The sequence below is a fragment of the Peribacillus frigoritolerans genome (assembly GCF_004358755.1).
Lineage (GTDB): Bacteria > Bacillota > Bacilli > Bacillales > Bacillaceae > Bacillus_P.
Window position 1 is genome coordinate 86,171 of record NZ_SMZY01000005.1, and the last position, 21,654, is coordinate 107,824.

Below are 21,654 nucleotides of genomic sequence, written 5' to 3' on the forward strand. Positions count from 1 at the left end.
ATGTCGAATAAATTATTAAGAGGAACGTTAGTATTAACGCTCGGCACCTATATATCGAGATTATTAGGGATGATTTACATTATTCCATTTTACGCGCTTGTCGGAAAGGACGGCGGTGCATTATATCAAATAGGATATGCCCAGTACGCCGTATTCCTTGGAATTGCGACAATGGGTTTTCCCCAGGCGGTATCAAAATTTGTCTCCAAGTATAATTCCATCGGAGATTACGCTACCAGCAGGAAAATGTTCAGAGTCGGCATTTCCGTTATGTTTGGAACAGGAGTTTTAGCTTTTGCCATTCTCTACTTTTTGGCTCCGTTTTTGGCTGAAAGCTCGCTTGGTCAGAGAGAGCTTGGAAATACCACGATAGATGATGCCGTTCTGGTTATTCGAATGGTCAGTCTTGCACTGATTGTTGTTCCGATCATGAGTTTAATCAGGGGATTCTTTCAAGGCCATCAATCTATGGGACCGACTGCTGTATCCCAAGTTATTGAGCAAATTGTAAGAATTGCTTTCTTGCTCGCTTCAACATACCTGGTTTTAAAAGTGTTTAACGGAACGCTTGTCACTGCTGTCGGGTATTCTACATTTGCTGCATTTGTAGGAGCAATAGGCGGGCTGCTGGTCTTATTTGTTTATTGGCAAAAACGCAAACATACACTTGATGCATTGAGGGAAAATGCTGTAGCGTCTGCTGACATGCCGGCCGGCCGGATGTTCAAGGAGCTTTTCTCCTATGCCGGCCCGTTTGTTTTTGTTGGACTTGCTATTCCTTTATATACGTACATCGATACAAATACCTTTAATAAGGCAATGGTGGCAGGCGGATTTGAAAAAATTTCAACGGATATCTTTTCAATTGTCACTTTATACTTGCCTAAACTGGTAATGATTCCTGTTTCACTTGCAACTGCTTTTGGTCTTACACTTGTTCCTACCATCACAAAGTCATTTACGAATAAAAACATGACGCTTGTGAACCGGCAGATTGACCAGGCATTTCAGATTATCATTTTTCTGACACTGCCTGCGATTGTCGGCCTTGTGATACTTGCTGAGCCTGCTTATATGGTGTTTTATGAAAATGACCCGGATGGGCCTGGTCTACTCAGATGGTTTGCTCCCGTAGCCCTTCTGTTTTCATTTTTCACTGTTACAGCGGCTGTTCTTCAAGGAATTAACAAGCAGAAGCTTGCAGTCATATCACTTGCGTTCGGATTGATCATTAAGCTTGCAGTAAATGCACCGCTGATTGAAGCATATCAGGGCCTGGGTTCGATATTGGCCACTGCACTCGGATTTGGTGCATCTATTATATATAGTTTTGCCATGATTCACCGTCACGCCGGCTATTCCTTTAAACTGCTTTTTAAACGGACGGTTTTTATAGCGATTCTCACAGCCTTTATGGCACTTGTAGTTTCCGTATCTCAATCGATCTTGTCCATTTTCATAGATTATGCAGATGGCAAGATGCAATCTGTTATTATCCTGTTGATTTCAATAGGTCTTGGAGCGGCAGCCTATTTGTATGCTGCACACCGTTCACACTTGCTTGAAAAACTTCTGGGAAATCGTTTTTCATTTTTAAATCGAAAGAAGAAGGCTGCTGAATAAAGAAAGTATAAAATTTTGTGCTTCGATGGCGAGTGGATCCGTTCTGTCATGCCTGAGCTAATCGGGCGCTTGCGCTTTTCTTAATAGGAGGATCTTAATGAGAATAGATAAACTTTTATCAAACATCGGCTACGGCAGTCGAAAAGAAGTCAAGCAGCTGTTAAAAACAGGTGCAGTAAAAGCGGATGGAATCAGTATTAAAGATGCTAAGACACATGTCGATCCTGCAGCGCAAATGATTACCGTACATGGGGAGACAGTAGAATATAAGGAGCATATTTATTTGATGCTGAATAAACCAGGCGGCTATCTCTCGGCTACAGAGGATTCTGTTCAGGAAACCGTTATTGACTTGCTGGAAATGGAAGACGCGGTTTACAAGCCGTTTCCGGTAGGACGCCTTGATAAAGATACGGAGGGGCTTCTGCTGCTTACGAATGATGGCCAGCTGTCACATCAGCTGTTGTCTCCAAAAAAACATGTACCCAAAACGTATTATGCAAAAATACTCGGCAAAGTGACTGAAGAGGATGCAGCAGCGTTTAAACAAGGTGTAGAGCTTGATGATGGATATGTGACAAAACCTGCATCTCTTGTTATTCTTTCAGCAGACGAGCAGTCTGAAATAAACATAACCATCACAGAGGGCAAATTTCATCAGGTAAAACGAATGTTTGAAGCTGTCGGAAAAAAAGTAACCTACCTAAAAAGAATCAGCATGGGACCGCTTTTGCTTGATGAAAATTTGGCATTAGGGGAGTACCGCGAGCTTACGGATGAAGAAGTGGAAGCCCTGCAGAATGCTAAAGCAGTTGAATTATAAAAGAACGACTTAAACCATCAGAAAAAAAACCAGCCATATAATGATTGGCTGGTTTTCTTATGTATACAAAACGTTTCGGTTTTCCATTGTTCAGTCTCTTCATTAAGAAGACATTTTTCTAACCTTCTTCTGTGTAATTGTCCATTTGCCTCGGCTTGGGCTCCGAACCAGGTCATTATACGCTAACACATTTAAATCTCTTTGAATGGTTCGTGGTGTAATACCAAATTCGTCGACAAGCTGCTGAGTTGTCACAGTACCTCTTTCATGGATAAACATGTAGACAGATTTGATACGAGTTAGCATACGGTTTGTTGAAGGTTTCAAAAAACCACTCCTTATCATTTGATCGTACGGCATAGCCTACTACAACCTACGATGTCCCCTACTGCAGATGTTACTGTACATATCTAAATTATGAACGCTACAACAATATTTTACACGATTTCGACAGCTTCATACTAGTGAAATGCTCGAATTAACAAAATTTTTACATAGTTTTAATCTAATGACATAAAGTTAAAACTTATATATCATATTTTACTATATGTAGTTAATTCTGAATAGTATGACATTTTTGTGTTTATATAGAAAAAGCATCCATTTTTTAGTATGGATGCTTTTTCACATTATTATTAATGTCCTCCAAGGAAAACGAGCTGTATAAAGAATAAAACAGCAAAAATATAAACGAACAGATGGACTTCTTTCCATTTACCCTTTGCTATTTTCATAAGGGGGTATGAAATGAATCCAAGTGCAATACCTGTTGCAATGCTTGATGTAAGCGGCATGCTGATGATGACGAGAAACGCCGGGAATGCTTCATCAATTTCATTCCAGTTAATCTTTGCAATATTGCCCATCATTAAGCTTCCAACAATAATTAAGGCTGGAGCGGTAATTGCGGCAATTCCAGATACGGCGCCGACAAGAGGGCTGAAGAACGCTGTTAATCCGAAGAGCACAGCAACTGTTAATGTAGTAAGACCTGTACGTCCGCCGGCAGCTACTCCTGCAGAGGACTCAATATAGGCCGTCGTAGGGCTTGTTCCAAACATGGCTCCTACGGTAGTTGCTGCAGAGTCGGCTAAAAGGGCTTTGCGTGCATTCGGCAATTCATTGCCCTTCATTAATCCAGCCTGCTGTGCAACACCGATCATCGTGCCGGTTGTATCAAAGATTGTAACAAGCAGGAAAGAAAATACCACGGCATAAAGGCCGTGCTGAACCACTTGTCCGATTGCTTCAGCAGGATTCAGGATAATAAATCCTTCCGGCAGGCTCGGCATAGAAACAAATCCTTCTTTAAATGAAAGTTCACCAGTAAAGAAAGCGATAATTCCAGTAATGATCATCCCGAAAAAGAGGGCGCCATGTACATTTAAACTCATTAATACGAGCGTAACAGCAAGACCGGCAAGTGCCAGTACGACAGGAGGAGAAGTCAAATCTCCAAGCGTTACAAGGTTTTCTGGATGATCTGTCACAATTCCAGTTAAGCGAAGACCAATAAAGGCAATGAAAAGACCGATTCCTGCTGTGATTCCATATTTTAAATTGGCTGGAATCGCTTCTATCAATTTTTTGCGGAACGGAGTTAAAGATAAGATCAGAAATAGAATACCTGCTACAAATACAGAAGCAAATGCAATTTGATAACTAACCTGATGGCCTCCGACAACGGAATAAGCAAAATAGGCATTCAGCCCCATACCAGGAGCAATGGCAATCGGATAATTTGCTGCAAGTGCCATCCACAATGTACCGACGATAGCTGCAATGATAGTTGCAGTAAACACCTGGTCAAAAGGGACACCAGCGTCTGCAAGGATAATAGGATTAACGACGACAATGTAAACCATAGTTAAAAACGTTGTAAGACCTGCCAACGTTTCTGTGCGCACTGTCGTTTGATTTTCTTTTAGTTTAAACATAAGAGCCTCCAATTAACGAACGTTTTACAAAACATTTATAATAATATTCGTTTTTCAGGTAAATTGCAAGGATTATTCTTTTTATGCTTCTTATAGTTTCTCCTAAAGAAGCTTTCTTATGTCCCCGTCCTTTGGTATCTTACTAGGTAAGGACCTATTGAAATAAATATGAAAAGGGGTTTTGAAAATGGATTGGATGCAGGAAGTTTTAAGCAGAAAAGAAGATTTTATTAAAGACACTCAAGAATTTTTGCGTATTAAAAGTTTGCTTGATAAAAAAACAGTCAAGGAAGGAGCTCCATTTGGAAAAGGAATTAATGAAGCTTTGACTTATATGCTTGAAAAAGGAGAAAAAGACGGTTTTATTTCTAAGAATCTCGAAGGCTATGCAGGGCACCTGGAAATGGGACAAGGGGATGAGATCGTTGGAATTCTGTGTCACGTCGATGTTGTGCCCGAAGGTGACGGATGGAGCAGCGATCCTTTTGGTGCGGAAATAAGAGACGGGAAAATCTTTGCGCGCGGAGCCATTGATGATAAGGGACCGACGATGGCTGCTTATTATGCGATGAAGATTGTAAAAGACCTTGGACTGCCATTGAACAAAAGAGTCCGCATGATTCTTGGAACAGATGAAGAAAGTGACTGGGGATGTGTTGATCACTATTTTAAACATGAAGAAATGCCTGCACTCGGCTTTGCACCTGATGCAGATTTTCCGATTATTAATGCTGAAAAAGGAATTATCGATGCAAAGCTTACATACTTCTTTGATAAAACACTAAGCAGCAAAGCCGGAACAAAACTTCTATCTTTTCAATCAGGAAGGCGCTTCAATATGGTTCCTGATTATGCAGAAGCACTGATTCAGTCTGAGGATGCACAGGGACTTAAAGAAAAATATAACAAGTACTTAAATCAATATGATATTAAAGGCAGCGCTTCTGAAGAAAATGGAGTGCTTACCCTTAAAGCTGAGGGTGTTTCTGCGCATGGGAGCCTGCCGCACACGGGCAAGAATGCGGGACTTCTGCTCTCCCTCTTCCTTGCAGATGAAGAATTGGATCATAACGGAAAAGGATTTATCAGACAAATTGTTGCCTTCTTCAGCAATGACACGAGCGGTGAGAAGCTTGGCATTCAATGTGAGGATGAGGTGAGCGGTCCGCTGACTGTTAATCTTGGCATCATTTCGTTCGACAGTGAAAAATCAGGTGAGCTTGGTGTGAATATCCGCTATCCTGTAACTGGTGATGTTGAAAGAATTTCTGAAGGATTAAAATCAATCACCGAGTTTCAGCTGGAAACTTTCAGTGATTCAAAGCCTCATTATGTCGATGCTGAACATGAATTGATTCAAACACTGAAAAAAGTATATGAGGAACAGACAGGAGATCGTGCTGAACTGATTGCAATTGGAGGCGGAACCTATGCCCGTTCTCTGAAGGCTGGTGTGGCATTTGGACCGATGTTCCCGGGAAGACCTGATGTCGCTCATCAAAAAGATGAATATGTCATCATTGACGATCTGCTTAAAGCTACTGCCATTTATGCACAAGCCATTTATGAATTGGCAAAATAATGTTAACGAATCCATCCTGTTGTGGTAGGATGATTGAAGAAGCTTTTTGGCCGCTCTCTGTTACTGGAGGGCGGTTTTTCTGGGAGTTTGGCCATTTATAGAAACTCCCGATTTAATTAGGGTTATGTGTTCTGATATGGTTTTATAGTTTAATTGAAGCGAACATTAAAGAAAGAAGGCTGCTGTATTGGAGTATTCATTGCAAAGAGAGCATCGTACAACTAGAGTTCATTTCTATTCATTTTATTTTTTAGTGTTTTTTGCTTTCGGTTCGCTGTTTCCGCTGCTGCCGGTTTATCTTAAAGACAGTGCCGGACTTACTGGAAGCCAGATTGGCATGATCATGAGCATCAGTCCTGTAGTCATGATTTTAATTCAGCCTTTATGGGGTATTTTGAGTGACATGACGCAAAAACCAACTGTTTTATTGACAATTGCACTGACGCTTGCAGGGGTTTTTGGACTTGTTTTTTCAATGATTGATACATATATCTGGATGATCGCCATCGCTTCGCTCCTTGCAATTGTACAGAGTGCGCTGATTCCCTTATCAGACAGCATCTCCATGAATTACGTTCAAAAAACGAAAACGGAGTACGGTTCGATCCGGCTGTGGGGAGCGGTTGGATTTGCGGTTGCCGTTATGGCTGTCGGACAGCTTTCCGAGCATTTTTCATTAAGCATGATCTTCTATGCGTTTGCCCTTATTTTATTTATTGCAGTGTTTTTCGCCTATCAGCTTCCTAATGAAAATAAGACAATGCAAATCAGCATCAGGGAAGGAATAAAAGAGCTTGCAAATGTTCCAAGGTATTTTTTGTTTTTATTCGTTGCGTTTCTCGTGCTCGGTCCGATCTTAGCGAACAATATTTACTTTGGAATTTTTGTGGCGGAGCTTGGCGGGGGACTGACTGGAATTGGCATAGCCTTTCTTCTTGCAGCAGGCAGTGAAGCGCCTTTTATGAAATTCGCAAGCAGCTGGATCAGCAGACTTGGGATGATGAACATTCTCATGATGGCAACTTTTATTTCAAGCATCAGATGGTTTCTGTATTTTATTGAACCTCCGCTTGGAGTCGTTTATGTGACGACCATCGCTCAAGGGTTTTCAGTCGGCTTGTTTATTCCGGCAGCCCTTCAGTATGTGAGAGATCTTGCGCCAATTTCTGTTGGGGCGACAGCCATTTCCCTTTATTCATCTGTAGGAAATGGTCTCGGAAACTGGTTTTGCACCTTTTTCGGAGGATTGATCTTAGAAGGTTTTTCTATTCTATATGTGTATTTGTTTTTTGGAATCCTCTCATCCATCGCGTTACTTGTTTTAGCTATCATGAATATCAGAATGAGAAAAGCTGCTCCGGTTTAAATGCCGGGCAGCTCTTTCTGCTGCTAAGGAAATGATAATAGTGAATGGGCTGCGGATAGGTGATTTCTTATCTGTCTGCCTGCGCTAAACGGGCGATTCCGCTTTTCGTATTGTCTAGCTCCATCGCCCAGGTCCTCGGCCAGAACGTCTCAGCCTGAAAAGTCAAACCCGGACTTTCCAGTCTGAGCCTTATCTGTCTGCCTGCGCTAAACGGGCGATTCCGCTTTTCGTTATTCCTGAAGAAATAAATCGCTTGATAAATAGCGCTCGCCTGTGTCGCAGGCGATGCACACGACAACATCATCAGGAGTGAGACGTTTTGCTACTTCCAGCGCAGCAAAACAGGCAGCGCCTGATGAAGGGCCGACCAATATGCCTTCTTCTGCGGCAAGGCGGCGTGTAATGTCGTAAGCCTGATCATCTTTAATTTTGAAAATTTCATCATAGACGCTTTGATTCAGAATTTCAGGGATGAATCCTGGACTGGTGCCTACAAGCTTATGCTTGCCGGGTTTTCCGCCCGATAGGACAGGAGATCCTGCTGGTTCAACAACGTGAACAGTCAAATCAGGATAATGCTCTTTCAGCCTTTCGCCAGTTCCTGTAATGGTTCCGCCTGTTCCGGCAGTTGCCACAAATGCAGACAGTTTTTTGCCAAGCTTGTCCATTGCTGAAATAATTTCAGGCGCTGTGGATTTGCGGTGGGCATCTGAATTTGCTTCGTTATCAAACTGCATTGGAACAAAGCTGTCCGGAATTTCTTTTGCCAGTTCGTTCGCTTTATTGATGGCACCCGGCATTTTCTCATCGCCAGGCGTCAGAACGACTTTAGCGCCATAAGCTTTTAATAGATTAATTCGTTCCTGGGTCATCGTGTCGGGCATAACGAGAATGGCTTTATAGCCTCTCGCAGCGGCGTTCATTGCAAGCCCAATGCCGGTATTGCCTGAAGTCGGTTCAATAATCGTGGAGTTCTTATTTAAAAGGCCTTGTCTTTCAGCCTCAATGATCATATTTAACGCGGCTCTGTCCTTTACACTTCCGCTCGGATTGAAAAACTCAAGCTTCAAATAGACGTCCGCTCCGTTGTAAGGGTTCAGCCGATTTAATTTTAATAAGGGAGTATTGCCAATTAAATCGGCTATATTTTCAACTACACGCATTTCTCTCAGCTCCTTTATTTGATATGATAGCATATAATTTTTCATCAGCCATCCAAAGCGCTTGATTATATTCTTGCCTATATCTTTGATAAAATGAAAACTAAAGTAATTTTTGCGTTCTTGGCTATAATAAGACACTTCTGAAAACAATTAAGAACAGGAGTCTTAAAAAATGACAATGACACATTTTTTTATAGGTATTTCACTTCAGGAAGCTGTAGCAAAATCTATTTATGATCAAACGTCCCTCTTAAGGGAAGAAAAACTGTTTAAATCTTGGGTGCACCCGCTTGATTATCATCTTACACTGGCCTTTTTAGGCCATCCATCATCTGAAAATCAATTAAATCAGGTGAAGCAGATTCTTGAGAAAAACCTTGCCGGCTATCATTCCTTTGATCTGCAGATTACTGAATTCCAGACATTCGGGAGACCGCAGTCTCCAAGGATTTTCTGGCTGGGAATAGAGGAATCTGAAAACCTCGCAGAGCTTCGCAGCGAGGTTTATCAGATATGTCAGGATGCTGGTTTTAAACTGGACGAGCGTCCGTTTGCTCCTCATATTACAGTGGCAAGAAAATGGATCTCAGAAAATGATTTTTTAAAACAGCTCATTCCTTCACCTGAAAAGCTGAGCTTTAAAGTGACTTCTGTGGATCTTTTCAAGACAAAGCTGGATGAAGTGCCTAAATATCATTCTATACACAACGTGATGCTGCGCTGAAAAAAAGGTTTGCCTGTCATCCTGTGTACCAACAAATGCAAAGCAGGGATAATCATGAAATGGATAAAAATTTTAATTCAAATTGCTTGTTTATATCTTTTTTACCTGGCTGGAATCTATATACAGCAGATGTTGCAGCTGTCTATGCCAGGAAGTATCATCGGCATGTTTCTTCTGTTTTTCTGCCTCTCTTTAAAGATCATCAGGCTGCCGCTTTTAAAAGCAGGAAGTTCTATGCTGTTAAGTCATTTATCCCTGCTTTTTATACCGGCGACGGTTGGTTTAATCGATCATTTTGATTTGTTCAGCGGAAAAGGAATCATCAGTGCGCTTGTCGCTCTATTCAGTACGGCACTGGTTATGATTTCGTCCGCTGCCATCGGTCAAAGGCTTATGAATTCGGAAGTGTCCGAAAAAAGAGGAGAAGTCTAATGTTTTTAGCAGTACTGTACATAGCTTTAACGATTGTTGTTTATGCAGCCATGAGGCAGCTCTATAAGAAATATCCGCTTCCTTTTCTTGTACCTATAGCTACATGCACTTTTATTATCATTCTTCTTTTAATGGGAAGCGGAACGGATTATGCAGAGTACATGAAAGGCGGCATCTGGATTGACGGGCTGCTTGGTCCTGCGGTTGTGGCTTTGGCCTATCCTTTATATGAAAGCCGCCGGATTCTGAAAAAATATGCTCTCACGATTGTTGCAAGTGTTTTTGCGGGAAGCATCATTGGCATAGGCAGCGGAACGCTTCTTGCAGGGCTTTTTCATGTGGATAAAGAGCTGATTTTATCTCTTGCACCAAAATCAGTCACAAATCCGATTGCAATGGATATTGCAGATATGATGGGCGGTATCCCTGCGCTTGCTGCCATTTATGTTGTCATTGCAGGGGTCTCTGGTGCCATGTTTGGCCCATCTTTGCTGCATCTTTTTGGCATTCATCATTCAGTAGCAAAAGGAATTGGACTTGGTGCGGCATCCCATGGAACAGGGACGGCCAGAGCACTGGAGCTTGGAGAGCTTGAAGGTGCAATCAGCTCGATTTCAATGACTTTATGTGCCATTTTTACAGCGATTATTTGCCCGCTGCTCGCACCATTTATTTTAAATATGCTTTGAGGAGTTGAAAAAGTTGGCTCAATTAATCAAGGTTCATTCCTGCATATCACGCTATGAAATGGATCTATACCGCTACCAAAGCCAATTTCTGCGCTTGAAAAAACAGCAATGGCAAATGATCAAGCTGGCATACGAAAATAACGAGTTCCAGCATTTTGTAAGCCGCCAAACGGAGACATTGGATGAGGCAGAAGGAAAAGAGGAAAAAGAGAATTTTCTAAGCATGGTGAGAAAAAAAATCGGGAAGAAAGAAGAAACCCTGTCTTACGATTTGACCAATCCGGCTGATGACCAGCAAACAGATACAATGGAATTGATCTTTCACTCTGTTCCCCGGTCCATGGAGGAGTTGAAAGTCAAATTTATGAATCACATCTTTAGGTTCCAAATGAAGTGGGCAACGTCTACCATTCGTGAAAAATCTTATGCAGATGCATCATTTTTCGAAGATGAAAGGTTGCATGAACTTCTTCAGAAATTGCCGGACCAGCATCTCATCATGTATCATCCTGTTTTCAAAATGAAGAATACATCCATTGCGCTTGACCCGATTTTAATAAGCCCGAGAGAAATCGTTTGTATACATTATTTGGAAGGAGAACAGCACGATGTTTTTGAAGGTTCATCTGAACGCTTCTGGACAGTGAATCCGGGAGGTCATGAAAAAAAACAGCTTTCTCCATTAATCAGTCTGAATCGGACTGGAACAATCGTGAAACAATTACTCAGAGAAAGAAATATCAAACTTGAAATAAAAAAGGTGCTGGTGTGCAAAAATGGGTTCGTTGAGTTTCCCCAGGCGCCATACGACGTAACAATTGCAGACAAACGGAATTTCAGTCAATGGTTTCAAATATACAGAGATTCTTCAACCCCTATTAAGCATGATCAGCTGAAAGCTGCTGAGATTCTTTTGTCTCAATGCTTGATTGACTCCTTCCGCAGAAACGATTAATGCGCCTTTAGGCGTATTTTTTTATCGTTTCATACATACAGTTTCACCAAAAAAAGCTATAATTTTACTAGACTGGGAATATCTCAGGAGATATTCATGGAATTATTGAAGATAATGGAGCTAAGAATGAAAAACAGCATATACTTTATCATTAACCCTGTTGCCGGGAATGGCAGATCATTACGTGTTTGGAAAAAGGTAAAAGCTGAACTTGAACGGAATCAAGCAGACTATCGTTCTTTTTTAACTGAATATTCAGGTCATGCTGAAATACTGGCCAGGCAAATCGCGACGATTCAGGATTATCACCTGAAGACAATTATTGGAATTGGCGGAGACGGGACAATTCATGAAATCGTAAATGGGCTGAGTGAATTTCATTCTGTGCAAATCGGATTTATTCCAGCCGGATCCGGCAATGACTTTAAGAGAGGGTACAACCTTTCTTCTAAAGATCCGTCATCCATTTTTCGCGGGCTGCAAAGGCAAGTAAAAAGCTTTGACCTTGGTCAATATCATACAGGGCAGATGAACCGTTTCTTTGTAAACAGCATGGGCGCAGGATTTGATGCGTATGTTGCAAAGCTTTCAAACGAAATGGAATTAAAGAAATGGCTGAATAAATTCCGGGCAGGTTCTTTTATTTATATAGCTGCCCTGCTGAAAGGGCTTTTTAATTACAAGCCAAGCGCGGTAACTTTGACTGTTGATGACACAGATTATGTATTTGAAAATGTCTGGCTCGCTGCAGTAAGCAATCACCCTTTTTATGGGGGAGGAATGAAAATATCACCAGCTGCAAAACCAGATGACGGTGTACTTGATCTCATCGTTGTGCATAATTTATCAAGATTAAAGCTGCTGATGCTTTTTGGTCTGGTTTTTGCAGGTAAGCACACATCTTTAAAAGAAATTCATACGTTTACAGCAAGGAAAATAAAAATAGCCGGGGCTGCTCCGCTCATGATTCATGCTGACGGAGAATACATAGGCGAAACACCGGTCACAGTCACATTGAGACCTAAAAGCATAAAGTATTATACGTAACTCTAATATCAAGTTGTTTCACAATGGGTATACTGATGTGATGAAACAACTTTTGCAGGCAGGTGAATAAAATGTTATCGGTACAACGTGTATATCATGCATACCTTGATGAAATGAACTTAATTACAATCCTTATCCCAAAAGAGATGCAGGCCACTGGCAATAAGACATTTTTTCTTCTGGACGGCGAAACCCGGCTGAAGCTTCAATGCGAGCGGCAGCAGGATATAGAAAACAGAGTTAAATATCAATGCAGACTTGATTCATCCATAATACCGTTTGGGAAATTGTATGAAGTATGTGATGAACAGGGTAATAAAACAGATCTGCAAATAGGTGCAGTTATTCGGACGGCTGCTTTTGATGAACATTTTTATTATAACGGTGATGACCTTGGAGTGCGTTTCAGCAAAGATTCTGTCACAATGAAACTTTGGGCTCCTACAGCGACGGATGTTCAGGTGAAATTGCTGTTTCCAAGCGAACAGCGCGAGGAAACACTTCCGCTGAAGCGCTGGGACAAAGGCGTTTGGACGATCGAACTGAAAGGCAATTTTGACAGCGTTTTCTACACGTATCTTGTGTGTGTGAATTTAATCTGGAATGAAGCAGTTGATCCCTATGCAAAAGCGGTATCCATGAATGGCGTTTACGGGGTCATCGCAGATTTTGACATGACAGCGGTTGAGAAATATACACCAGCTCCGCTTAGCCAATTAACAGATGCCATTATTTATGAAGCGCATATACGTGATTTTACCATCCATCCTAACAGCGGAAACAATCAAAAAGCAAAATATGCAGCGTTCACAGAAGCTGACACAAAAACTGGGATGGGAATGACTTCAGGCATTTCTTATTTGAAGGAACTTGGCATTACTCATTTGGAATTGCTCCCATTCAATGATTTCGAAGGAGTTAATGAGCAGAATGTTTTGGAGCATTATAATTGGGGGTACAATCCGCTTCATTTTAATGCGCCAGAAGGCAGCTACTCATCTGATCCGGAAGATCCTTATTCAAGAATCAGGGAGTTAAAGACGGCGATTCAATCTATCCATGCAATGGGTATAAGAGTCATAATGGATGTGGTTTACAATCATGTTTACATCAGGGAAAACTCAGCATTTGAGAAGATTGTTCCTGGATATTATTTTCGGCATGACCATAATGGTCTCCCTTCAAATGGAACTGGAGTAGGCAATGATTTTGCGTCTGAAATGAAAATGGCGGGAAAGTTTATTGTGGATTCAGTCACTTTTTGGCTGAAGGAATACGATGTAGACGGTTTTCGCTTTGATTTAATGGGGATTTTGGATATTGAGACCATGAACATGGTGAACGAGGTTTGTAAACGGTTAAAGCCTGAAATTCTTATTTTAGGAGAGGGCTGGGATTTGCTTACCCCGCTTGCATTTGAAAAAAAAGCGATTATTGCAAATGCCGCAAAAATGCCGGGTATCGCATTTTTTAACGATCAGTTCAGAGACAATATTAAAGGAAGCACTTTTGAAGTGCTGGACAGGGGATTTATTCTGGGCAATACTGGAAATCCAGAAATGCTGGCAAAAATCATGAGCGGTTCGATTGCCCATTTTCAGAGTCCCGCTCAATCAATCAATTATGTAGAATCACATGATAACCATACATTATGGGATAAAATGAATTTGTGTCTTCCGAATGATCCGATTGAAGATAAACGGATGAGGCAGAAGCTTGCTGCCGGCATGGTCATTCTTGCACAGGGAATTCCATTTCTTCATAGCGGCCAAGAGTTTTACCGCACAAAGCAGGGTGTGGAGAACAGCTATAACTCTCCAGACAAGATCAATCAGCTGGACTGGAATGAAAGAGAGCATCACTCAGAAGATATCAAATACATTCAGCACCTTATTTCTCTTAGGAAATCTCATGGTGCATTCAGATTTAATTCCTCAGAGGAAATAAGCAGGCACTATCAGATTTTTATGAATGAGGATGGCATTTACGCCTACTGCTTAAACGATGTAGGCTCATATGGGCCATGGAGCAGGATTGCGGTCATTCATTGCTGCCATAAAAATGGAAAGGTTATTTCATTGCCGGGCGAAGGTCAATGGGAATTTGCTTCAGGTCCATATATCAATCAGATTGAAGGAAACTCAGCCAAGCTTGTAAGTGAATCATTTGAGGTGAAAGAAATAGGGACTTTTGTCTTATTCCAAAAGTAGGTTTTCGGTTTTTCTTGACTAAAATTGCTTATAAACGATAAAATTTAAAAGGATAGCTATCGGTACCTGATTTTTTATCTTTGAATAGCTGTCTTTTTTAATTGACTTAATGAAAAAACAGAAGGTGAAGCAAACAGGCTGTACACTGCCTATTGCCTTCCCTATTCCAAACTTATAAATGAAATGTTGGGTTGAAATTGAAGGTGAACTGGTTGGAACAACTACTAGGAAGCGAGTGGGAGCTATCTCCTGCTGGCGGAGCAACAGGCGATGCATATTTTGCACAGCGAGAAGGGCAAAAATTGTTCTTAAAACGAAATAGTTCTCCATTCTTGGCCGTTCTGTCTGCTGAAGGAATTGTTCCTAAGCTGGTATGGACAAAAAGGCTGGAAAATGGCGATGTGATAACAGCACAGCACTGGCTAAGCGGCCGTGAACTGAAGCCAAGCGATATGAACGGCGAAAATGTTGCGGAACTGCTTCATAAAATCCATCATTCTAAAGAGCTGCTGGATATGCTGAAACGTCTGGGAAAGCAACCGCTTACTCCTTCAATTATTTTAGAGGATTTAAAGCAAACGGTTGAGTTTGAAAACTTTTATCTCCCAGAAGTCATACAGGCGCTTCATTATCTGGAGTCCAATCTCCCTTATGTGGACTGCGAAGATAAAGTGGTCTGTCATTGTGATGTGAATCATAATAATTGGCTGCTGTCCAACGATGAACAGCTATATCTGATAGACTGGGACGGGGCTTTGATTGCTGATCCTGCAATCGATATCGGCATGCTTTTATACTGGTATATAGACGAAAAAGACTGGGAAAGCTGGCTGTCCACTTATGGCCTGAATATGACCGATCAGCTTCGTGCAAGAATGTACTGGTATGTGCTTGCGCAAACGATTACCTATACACTGTGGTATCGGGCGAAACACAACGAAAAGGAAACAAATGAGTGGCATAACTACCTTCGGCAAATGATTTCCAAGTTAAATTAAGAAAATGAATCAATATCATCAATCCATTGTGTAAGTACATTTTGCTGAGATGTTATATAGGAATTCAGTTCTGAAGAATTTTTTCCGTCCTGACTGTACGAATAAATATTTTGCAGGACGTTTTTTAAATCCTGCTGAATGTTTGAATTAACCATCAGAGATTTGATGACACGCTCCAGCTGTTCACATTCTGCAACTGTTCCGCAGCAGTCACTTTGATGTTCAGTCAATATATCCTTTAATAATTCAACTTGATGCTGATATTGTAGCGGCACGGCAAACACTCCTTTACAGATTCTTGTCTTAATTTGTGCAGGAAACAGCCATTTCATTCTGAATAAAAAATGACCAGTTCCCGTCGGGCCTGGTCATTTTTTCGCGAAGTGAAATACGCTTCAATTCAGCCTGGCGTTGAAGTGATTCACAGCTATAGAAACCGGTTTAAATCCTGATTTTTACTGACAGAAACTTGATTTTCACTGATAGAGCTTTGATTCATGCCGATAGACAATTATAAACCTTCATTAAAATACACATTTTTACATGGAATTCCTCTTGCACACCCTTCTCATTCATGATATCTTTTATGGCGACATTAAATCGATAGAGGTGTGCTTCATGCGATTGCGTAATAAGCCCTGGGCCAATGATTTTATTGCCGGGCATTCAAATATTGTGATACAAAATCCTAAAGAGTATAAAGGAAAATGGAATGAACTCTTTGGGAATCATAACCCGATTCATATTGAGGTTGGGACAGGAAAAGGACAATTTGTGGTTGGAATGGCAGTCGCTAATCCAAACATCAATTATATTGGCATAGAATTGTCTGAAAGTGTCATTGTTGGGGCTCTTCAAAGAGCGGCGGACGCAGAACGAACAAACATTCTTCTGCTCAATGAGAATGCAGAAGATCTGACTGACATTTTTGCCAAAGACGAAATTGAGAGAGTTTATTTGAATTTCTCTGATCCATGGCCGAAAACGAGACATGAAAAACGCAGATTAACCTTTAAAACATTTCTTAAAAGGTATGAAGATATCTTGGTTGATGAAGGTGAAATTCACTTTAAAACAGATAATCAGGGGCTGTTCGAGTATTCGCTTCAAAGCTTCTCAGCCTATGGCCTGCTTTTAACTTACGTAAGCCTGGATTTGCACAAGAGCGAATATGAAGGCAACATCATGACCGAATATGAAGAGAAATTTTCACAAAAAGGGCAAAGAATCTATCGCTCTGAAGTGAAATTTTTAAAAAAGTAACCCATGTCCACGGACGCGGGTTTTTTTGTTATGATTGAAATGGAGGGGATAATATGGAAACTTTAAAAATAGGTCAAACAACGTTCACATGGCTTGACGGCGGGGTAACTTATCTTGATGGAGGCGCAATGTTTGGGGTCGTTCCCAAACCGCTATGGTCAAAAAAATATCCTGTTAATGAACTCAATCAGATTGAGCTTCGCACGGATCCAATCCTTGTTCAAAAAGAGGGCATCAATTTGCTGATCGACAGCGGTATTGGTTCAGGAAGGCTTACCGATAAGCAAAAGCGGAATTTTGGTGTAACCGCTGAATCAAATGTAATCGCTTCATTGAATGAAATGGGATTGAAAGCTGAAGATATTGATTATGTTCTTATGACGCATTTGCATTTCGACCACGTTTCCGGTCTGACCAAGCTCGTAAATGATGAACTTGTATCAGTATTTCCACGTGCAAAAATTATCACGTCTTCAACCGAATGGAAGGAAATGAGAGAACCTAATATCAGGTCCGCTAATACATACTGGAAGGAAAATTGGCTGGCTATCGAAAAACAGGTCGTTCCCTTTGAAGAGAAAACAGAACCGGTGCCGGGCATAGAAATGATTCACACGGGCGGCCACAGTAATGGACACAGCGTAATCAAAGTAGAGGATAATGGAGAAATACTTCTCCATATGGCAGACCTCATGCCTACACATGCCCACTCCAATCCTTTATGGGTGCTGGCATACGATGATTATCCAATGAATTCGATTCAGCAGAAGCAAAAATGGCTCGGGTATGCGGGCGAAAAACAAACTTGGCTGTCTTTTTATCATGACGCCTTTTACCGCGCCATTAAGTTTAATGAAAAAAGAGAAATGATCGATAAAGTTGAGAGAATTCGACCAGAATAAAAAAATGGCATGGAGAGCAGTATCTCCATGCCATTTTACATATCAATCAGGATGTTTATCTTTAAGCAATTTGTTCTACGTGAAGGATATTTCCGCTTTTTGCATCCACAAATGCCTCATATTGTTCGAGCTCCGAGTCAGCTGTTCTGGTAATGCCTGCTTTATAAATACTGTACGTCTCACCAGAATCGGTATAGGATTCGCGGACTGTATAGATCCATGATCCATTGATTGGACCTTTTTCCTTAAATGCATTTTTCACAACTGCAAGAGCTTTTTCAGAAGAAATATATGCCGGCTTTAATTGATCCTTGAAAATGTATGCAGCAGCCAGGCCAATTCCAATACCAATGAATGCTTTTCTGCAATTCATCACGATCTCCTCCATCCTTAACACTTTGATTTAAGTATACCGAAGATTTGCACGGTTGTTAAGTGAATAGAGCTTTAAGCTGAAACATAAGGCGGACGGCTAAATAAAGCTGGAAAAAACAGAAAATTGTTAGAAAGATATAATTTACCGCTACTATCATAAAGAATTAACCAATGAGATTGAAACAAAGAAGTCCAGTTTTCACAGATTATTTTTATCTTTCTTCAGTTTTTGATCAGCTGCTGTGCTTTTCTTTAGTAGCACGAAACGATAACTTTCTGTAAAATAAAAGAATACATACGTAAAGGGGATATGATGGATGAACCAAGAGACGTTAGAGCTTTTTAAAACATTAACGGAACTTCCGGGTGCACCGGGAAATGAGCATGCGGTGCGTAAATTCATGCGTTCTGAGCTCAGCAAGTACTCAGATGAGATTGTTCAAGACCGTTTAGGAAGTATTTTCGGGGTAAAGCGCGGTCATTCAGAAGGTCCCAAGATTATGGTTGCAGGGCACATGGATGAAGTTGGATTCATGGTAACGGGGGTCACGAAAAACGGAATGGTAAGATTCCAGACGCTTGGCGGGTGGTGGAGTCAGGTGCTGCTTGCACAGCGCGTTGAGGTCATAACAGATAAAGGAGCAATTCCCGGCGTCATCGGATCGATTCCTCCCCATTTATTAAGTGAGGATCAGCGTAACAAACCGATGCAGATAAAAAATATGCTGATTGATATTGGGGCAGATTCAGAAGAAAATGCAGCAGAGCTTGGAATTAAGCCAGGACAGCAGATTCTTCCTGTTTGTCCTTTTACTCCAATGGCAAACCCTAAAAAGATCATGGCTAAGGCCTGGGATAACCGCTACGGCTGCGGATTGTCCATTGAGCTGTTAAAAGAGCTGAAGAACGAAACGCTTCCAAACACTCTTTATTCCGGAGCGACTGTACAGGAAGAGGTAGGGCTAAGAGGAGCACAAACTGCTGCAAATATGATTCAGCCTGATTTGTTCTTTGCTCTTGATGCGAGCCCTGCAAATGATATGAGCGGAGCAAAGCATGAGTTTGGCCAGCTCGGCAAAGGCGCGCTGCTCCGCATTTTAGACCGGACAATGGTGACACATAGAGGAATGCGGGAATTTGTTTTAGACACAGCAGAATCCAATAATATCCCATATCAGTATTTCGTGTCGCAAGGCGGAACAGATGCTGGACGTGTTCATACTTCAAATGACGGTGTTCCTTCAGCCGTTATTGGCATCTGCTCGCGTTATATTCATACGGCAGCTTCAATTGTCCATATTGACGATTATGCTGCAGCAAAAGAATTAATAGTCACTCTTGTAAAAGCTTGTGATCAAACGACATTGGATACAATTAAGCAAAATTCATAAAGAGTAGAAGCGGAAATCACTGCTGTGGTTTCCCTTTTTTAGAGATAAAAAGATAAAAATTTGCCTATAGATGTCTTAGGAGAAAAAAGAATGAAAACAGCAATTGGAACCTTAAACCCAGCAAAAATAAATGCGGTAAAAGCAGCTCTATCTAATTATGATCATATTACATTCCAAAGCTTAAAAGTCCCATCCGGAGTATCCGATCAGCCGTTTTCAGATGAAGAAACCATACAGGGAGCCATTAACAGGGCGGAAAATGCAAGAGAGATGGAGCTTGCTGATCTTGGCATAGGCCTTGAAGGAGGCATAATTGAAACCAGTCAAGGTTTTTATTTATGCAACTGGGGTGCTTTGACAGGAGCTGGCTTTGCACCAATAGTTGCAGGCGGCGCCAGAATCTTGCTCCCGGATGATGTTGGCGCGAAGGTGAAATCGGGTGTTGAGCTTGGCATCGTTATGGATGAATATGCGAACCAATTTAATGTAAGTCAGAATGAAGGAGCCATTGGAATTTTCACAAATGGCATGGTGAACCGGACAGAAATGTTTACTCACATTTCAAAACTTTTATTCGGACAATATTTTTACATGCAAAACAAGAGCAGCGGCAAATAAAGCCGCTGCTTTTATTCAAACAAATAGGATAAGACTGCAATTGCCTGATCAATCGTTTCTACCGTGACATCGCCTTTGGAAGAAAGCTCTTTGAGAGGGTGGTGCAGATTCTCCGGCCGAATGATAATTAACGGCTTTTTGTTCGACAATGCACTGCTTGCATCCATTGCAGTATTCCACTGTTTATATTTTTCTCCAAATAAAGCAATCACAATATCTGCTTGATCCATCAAAATCTTTGATCTGAAATTATTAATTTTTGATGCAGCTTCATCTTTGAAAATAGCATTGGGCTGTGTGCCCAGTATTTCTTCTCCAATCAGATCAGATCTATCATGGTTTTCCATTGGTCCTGTAATAATGATTGGAAGATTCCCGGTCTTCTCTTTAACTTCACTTCTCCAATTACTATGTATTTCTCCAGCTAAGTAAACATGCAGCTTCATTCCAAAAATACACCTCTTTTTTAAAAATTCCTTTACCCTTTTTTTCTTTTCATAAAACAAAGCTCTCTTGTCAATTCTAAAATGAAAGGGTTATTATAGAAAAGGGTCCTATTTTCCTATTGAATAAGGAGGGTTTTTCTTGAAGAAAATGCTAGCAGGCATCATCTTTGCTTCTCTTTTTTCCTTATTAGCCTGTTCAATGAATGAAGAAGAAATGCAAACGGCAACGATCGATCAGACAAAAAAGACTTTTACAAGCAAGCCGGCTGCTGCAAATGAAGAAAGCGGCACTTTTAACTATCATTTGCCTGAAGGCTATAAAGTTGAATCTGCCAAAAATAATAATTTGATTTTCAAACGTGATGATGACCAATATATTTTATTTGTTAATGATAAAGAAAAAGAGGACAGTACCGTATTTTACGATTCTCTGCTTGAGCAATACAAAGATCCAATAGTAGAAGAAACCTTTAAGGAGAATGGAAGGTTCGGATACGTTCTCGTCGATAAACTGAAAGACGATGAGTATGAGGTTTCTGCCGGAATAGGCGGAGTTAAAATGACAACACAAACAAACGGGCGCAATGTTGCAGATACAGCTGAACAAATGATGGGAATTGTGTCTTCTGTTACCTATTAAAACAAGAGAATTCTCCTTTGGCCTCAAAGGGGCTTTTTCTTTTATACAGGCAAAACTGTTGGTAACCAATTGCTTCTTTTGGTATGATGCGAATGGATGAATACACAAATTGGAAACGATATTACTGGAGGTTATAACATGGAAAAATTACAATCAATGGATCAATATAACGAAGTAATTCAAAAAGAAAATGTGATTCTTATGTTTTCAGCTGACTGGTGCCCAGACTGCCGTTTTATTGACCCGTTTTTGCCGGAACTTCAGGCTGAAAATGACAAATTCACTTTTTTTTATGTAGACAGGGACCAATTTATTGATCTTTGCGCTGAATTAAATGTATTTGGCATACCGAGTTTTGTCGGATTCAGCAAAGGACAGGAAACAGGCCGTTATGTGAACAAGGACCGTAAAACGAAAGAGCAGATTCAGGAATTTATAGACGGATTATCTTCATAAAACAGTTTCGGCAG

General features: G+C 40.9%; 23 protein-coding genes. 17 read left to right on the forward strand and 6 right to left on the reverse strand.

Annotation, left to right across the window (positions count from 1 at the left end):
* Both E2R53_RS19840 and E2R53_RS19845 read left to right on the forward strand, forming a co-directional pair.
* A complete protein-coding gene (locus E2R53_RS19840; protein WP_133313467.1) occupies positions 1-1,623 on the forward strand; it encodes a putative polysaccharide biosynthesis protein in 1,623 nt (540 codons plus the stop codon).
* 97 nt (positions 1,624-1,720) lie between these two features.
* Complete coding sequence (locus E2R53_RS19845; RefSeq protein ID WP_133313468.1) at positions 1,721-2,446, forward strand: pseudouridine synthase; 726 nt, start codon at positions 1,721-1,723, stop codon at positions 2,444-2,446.
* 102 nt (positions 2,447-2,548) lie between these two features.
* On the opposite strand, the gene E2R53_RS19850 is transcribed toward E2R53_RS19845, so the two are convergent.
* On the reverse strand, positions 2,549-2,773 hold the full coding sequence (locus E2R53_RS19850) for a DeoR family transcriptional regulator (protein ID WP_029278908.1): 225 nt from the start codon (positions 2,771-2,773) through the stop codon (positions 2,549-2,551).
* 308 nt (positions 2,774-3,081) lie between these two features.
* Positions 3,082-4,383, reverse strand: coding sequence for an NCS2 family permease (locus E2R53_RS19855; protein ID WP_133313469.1), 1,302 nt, complete (start codon positions 4,381-4,383; stop codon positions 3,082-3,084).
* Between the two features lie 187 nt (positions 4,384-4,570).
* Here E2R53_RS19855 and pepV point away from each other — a divergent pair, with 187 nt between their 5' ends.
* Positions 4,571-5,965 carry a dipeptidase PepV gene (gene pepV, locus E2R53_RS19860; protein WP_133313470.1) on the forward strand — a complete coding sequence of 465 codons (1,395 nt, stop codon included), beginning with the start codon at positions 4,571-4,573 and terminating at the stop codon, positions 5,963-5,965.
* A gap of 187 nt (positions 5,966-6,152) precedes the next feature.
* Entirely contained in the window at positions 6,153-7,331 is a 1,179-nt protein-coding gene (locus E2R53_RS19865; protein ID WP_133313471.1) for an MFS transporter, read from the forward strand.
* A gap of 230 nt (positions 7,332-7,561) precedes the next feature.
* Here E2R53_RS19865 and cysK read toward each other — a convergent pair whose 3' ends face one another.
* Positions 7,562-8,494, reverse strand: a complete 933-nt coding sequence (gene cysK / locus E2R53_RS19870; protein ID WP_133313472.1) for a cysteine synthase A — start codon at positions 8,492-8,494, stop codon at positions 7,562-7,564.
* Between the two features lie 172 nt (positions 8,495-8,666).
* On the opposite strand from cysK, the gene thpR reads away from it, so the two are divergent.
* The 7 genes from thpR (at position 8,667) to E2R53_RS19905 (ending at position 15,549) form a co-directional block, all read left to right on the forward strand.
* Positions 8,667-9,218: an RNA 2',3'-cyclic phosphodiesterase gene (thpR, locus tag E2R53_RS19875; RefSeq protein WP_133313473.1), complete on the forward strand. Its 552-nt coding sequence runs from the start codon at positions 8,667-8,669 to the stop codon at positions 9,216-9,218.
* A gap of 54 nt (positions 9,219-9,272) precedes the next feature.
* Positions 9,273-9,650, forward strand: coding sequence for a CidA/LrgA family holin-like protein (locus E2R53_RS19880; RefSeq protein WP_133313474.1), 378 nt, complete (start codon positions 9,273-9,275; stop codon positions 9,648-9,650).
* A complete protein-coding gene (locus E2R53_RS19885) occupies positions 9,650-10,339 on the forward strand; it encodes an LrgB family protein (protein WP_133313475.1) in 690 nt (229 codons plus the stop codon). The genes E2R53_RS19880 and E2R53_RS19885 overlap by 1 nt, the downstream gene beginning before the upstream one ends.
* A gap of 13 nt (positions 10,340-10,352) precedes the next feature.
* Positions 10,353-11,294: an NERD domain-containing protein gene (locus E2R53_RS19890; protein ID WP_133313476.1), complete on the forward strand. Its 942-nt coding sequence runs from the start codon at positions 10,353-10,355 to the stop codon at positions 11,292-11,294.
* 96 nt (positions 11,295-11,390) lie between these two features.
* Entirely contained in the window at positions 11,391-12,341 is a 951-nt protein-coding gene (locus E2R53_RS19895) for a diacylglycerol/lipid kinase family protein (protein ID WP_133313477.1), read from the forward strand.
* Between the two features lie 71 nt (positions 12,342-12,412).
* On the forward strand, positions 12,413-14,551 hold the full coding sequence (gene pulA, locus E2R53_RS19900) for a type I pullulanase (protein WP_133313478.1): 2,139 nt from the start codon (positions 12,413-12,415) through the stop codon (positions 14,549-14,551).
* Between the two features lie 191 nt (positions 14,552-14,742).
* Entirely contained in the window at positions 14,743-15,549 is an 807-nt protein-coding gene (locus E2R53_RS19905) for a phosphotransferase family protein (protein ID WP_133313479.1), read from the forward strand.
* Here the strand turns inward: E2R53_RS19905 and E2R53_RS19910 are convergent.
* Complete coding sequence (locus tag E2R53_RS19910; RefSeq protein WP_133313480.1) at positions 15,546-15,824, reverse strand: YtzH-like family protein; 279 nt, start codon at positions 15,822-15,824, stop codon at positions 15,546-15,548. The two genes, E2R53_RS19905 and E2R53_RS19910, sit on opposite strands and share 4 nt — an antisense overlap.
* A 343-nt stretch (positions 15,825-16,167) precedes the next feature.
* Here E2R53_RS19910 and trmB point away from each other — a divergent pair, with 343 nt between their 5' ends.
* The gene (trmB, locus tag E2R53_RS19915; protein ID WP_133313481.1) at positions 16,168-16,812 is read left to right on the forward strand and encodes a tRNA (guanosine(46)-N7)-methyltransferase TrmB; all 645 of its coding nucleotides are present in this window, start codon (positions 16,168-16,170) and stop codon (positions 16,810-16,812) included.
* 53 nt (positions 16,813-16,865) lie between these two features.
* The gene (locus tag E2R53_RS19920; RefSeq protein ID WP_133313482.1) at positions 16,866-17,714 is read left to right on the forward strand and encodes a YtnP family quorum-quenching lactonase; all 849 of its coding nucleotides are present in this window, start codon (positions 16,866-16,868) and stop codon (positions 17,712-17,714) included.
* A gap of 61 nt (positions 17,715-17,775) precedes the next feature.
* Here the strand turns inward: E2R53_RS19920 and E2R53_RS19925 are convergent, their stop codons facing one another.
* Positions 17,776-18,087: a PepSY domain-containing protein gene (locus tag E2R53_RS19925; protein ID WP_133313483.1), complete on the reverse strand. Its 312-nt coding sequence runs from the start codon at positions 18,085-18,087 to the stop codon at positions 17,776-17,778.
* A 319-nt stretch (positions 18,088-18,406) separates the two neighbouring features.
* Between E2R53_RS19925 and E2R53_RS19930 the strand changes: the two genes are divergently transcribed.
* Positions 18,407-19,480, forward strand: a complete 1,074-nt coding sequence (locus E2R53_RS19930; protein ID WP_133313484.1) for a M42 family metallopeptidase — start codon at positions 18,407-18,409, stop codon at positions 19,478-19,480.
* A gap of 90 nt (positions 19,481-19,570) precedes the next feature.
* Positions 19,571-20,098: a DUF84 family protein gene (locus E2R53_RS19935; protein ID WP_133313485.1), complete on the forward strand. Its 528-nt coding sequence runs from the start codon at positions 19,571-19,573 to the stop codon at positions 20,096-20,098.
* An 11-nt stretch (positions 20,099-20,109) separates the two neighbouring features.
* Here E2R53_RS19935 and E2R53_RS19940 read toward each other — a convergent pair whose 3' ends face one another.
* Positions 20,110-20,544: a YtoQ family protein gene (locus E2R53_RS19940; RefSeq protein ID WP_133313486.1), complete on the reverse strand. Its 435-nt coding sequence runs from the start codon at positions 20,542-20,544 to the stop codon at positions 20,110-20,112.
* 139 nt (positions 20,545-20,683) lie between these two features.
* On the opposite strand from E2R53_RS19940, the gene E2R53_RS19945 reads away from it, so the two are divergent.
* Both E2R53_RS19945 and E2R53_RS19950 read left to right on the forward strand, forming a co-directional pair.
* Positions 20,684-21,184, forward strand: a complete 501-nt coding sequence (locus E2R53_RS19945) for a hypothetical protein (RefSeq protein ID WP_133313487.1) — start codon at positions 20,684-20,686, stop codon at positions 21,182-21,184.
* 138 nt (positions 21,185-21,322) lie between these two features.
* Complete coding sequence (locus E2R53_RS19950) at positions 21,323-21,640, forward strand: thioredoxin family protein (protein ID WP_133313488.1); 318 nt, start codon at positions 21,323-21,325, stop codon at positions 21,638-21,640.
* Positions 21,641-21,654 lie beyond the last annotated feature (14 nt).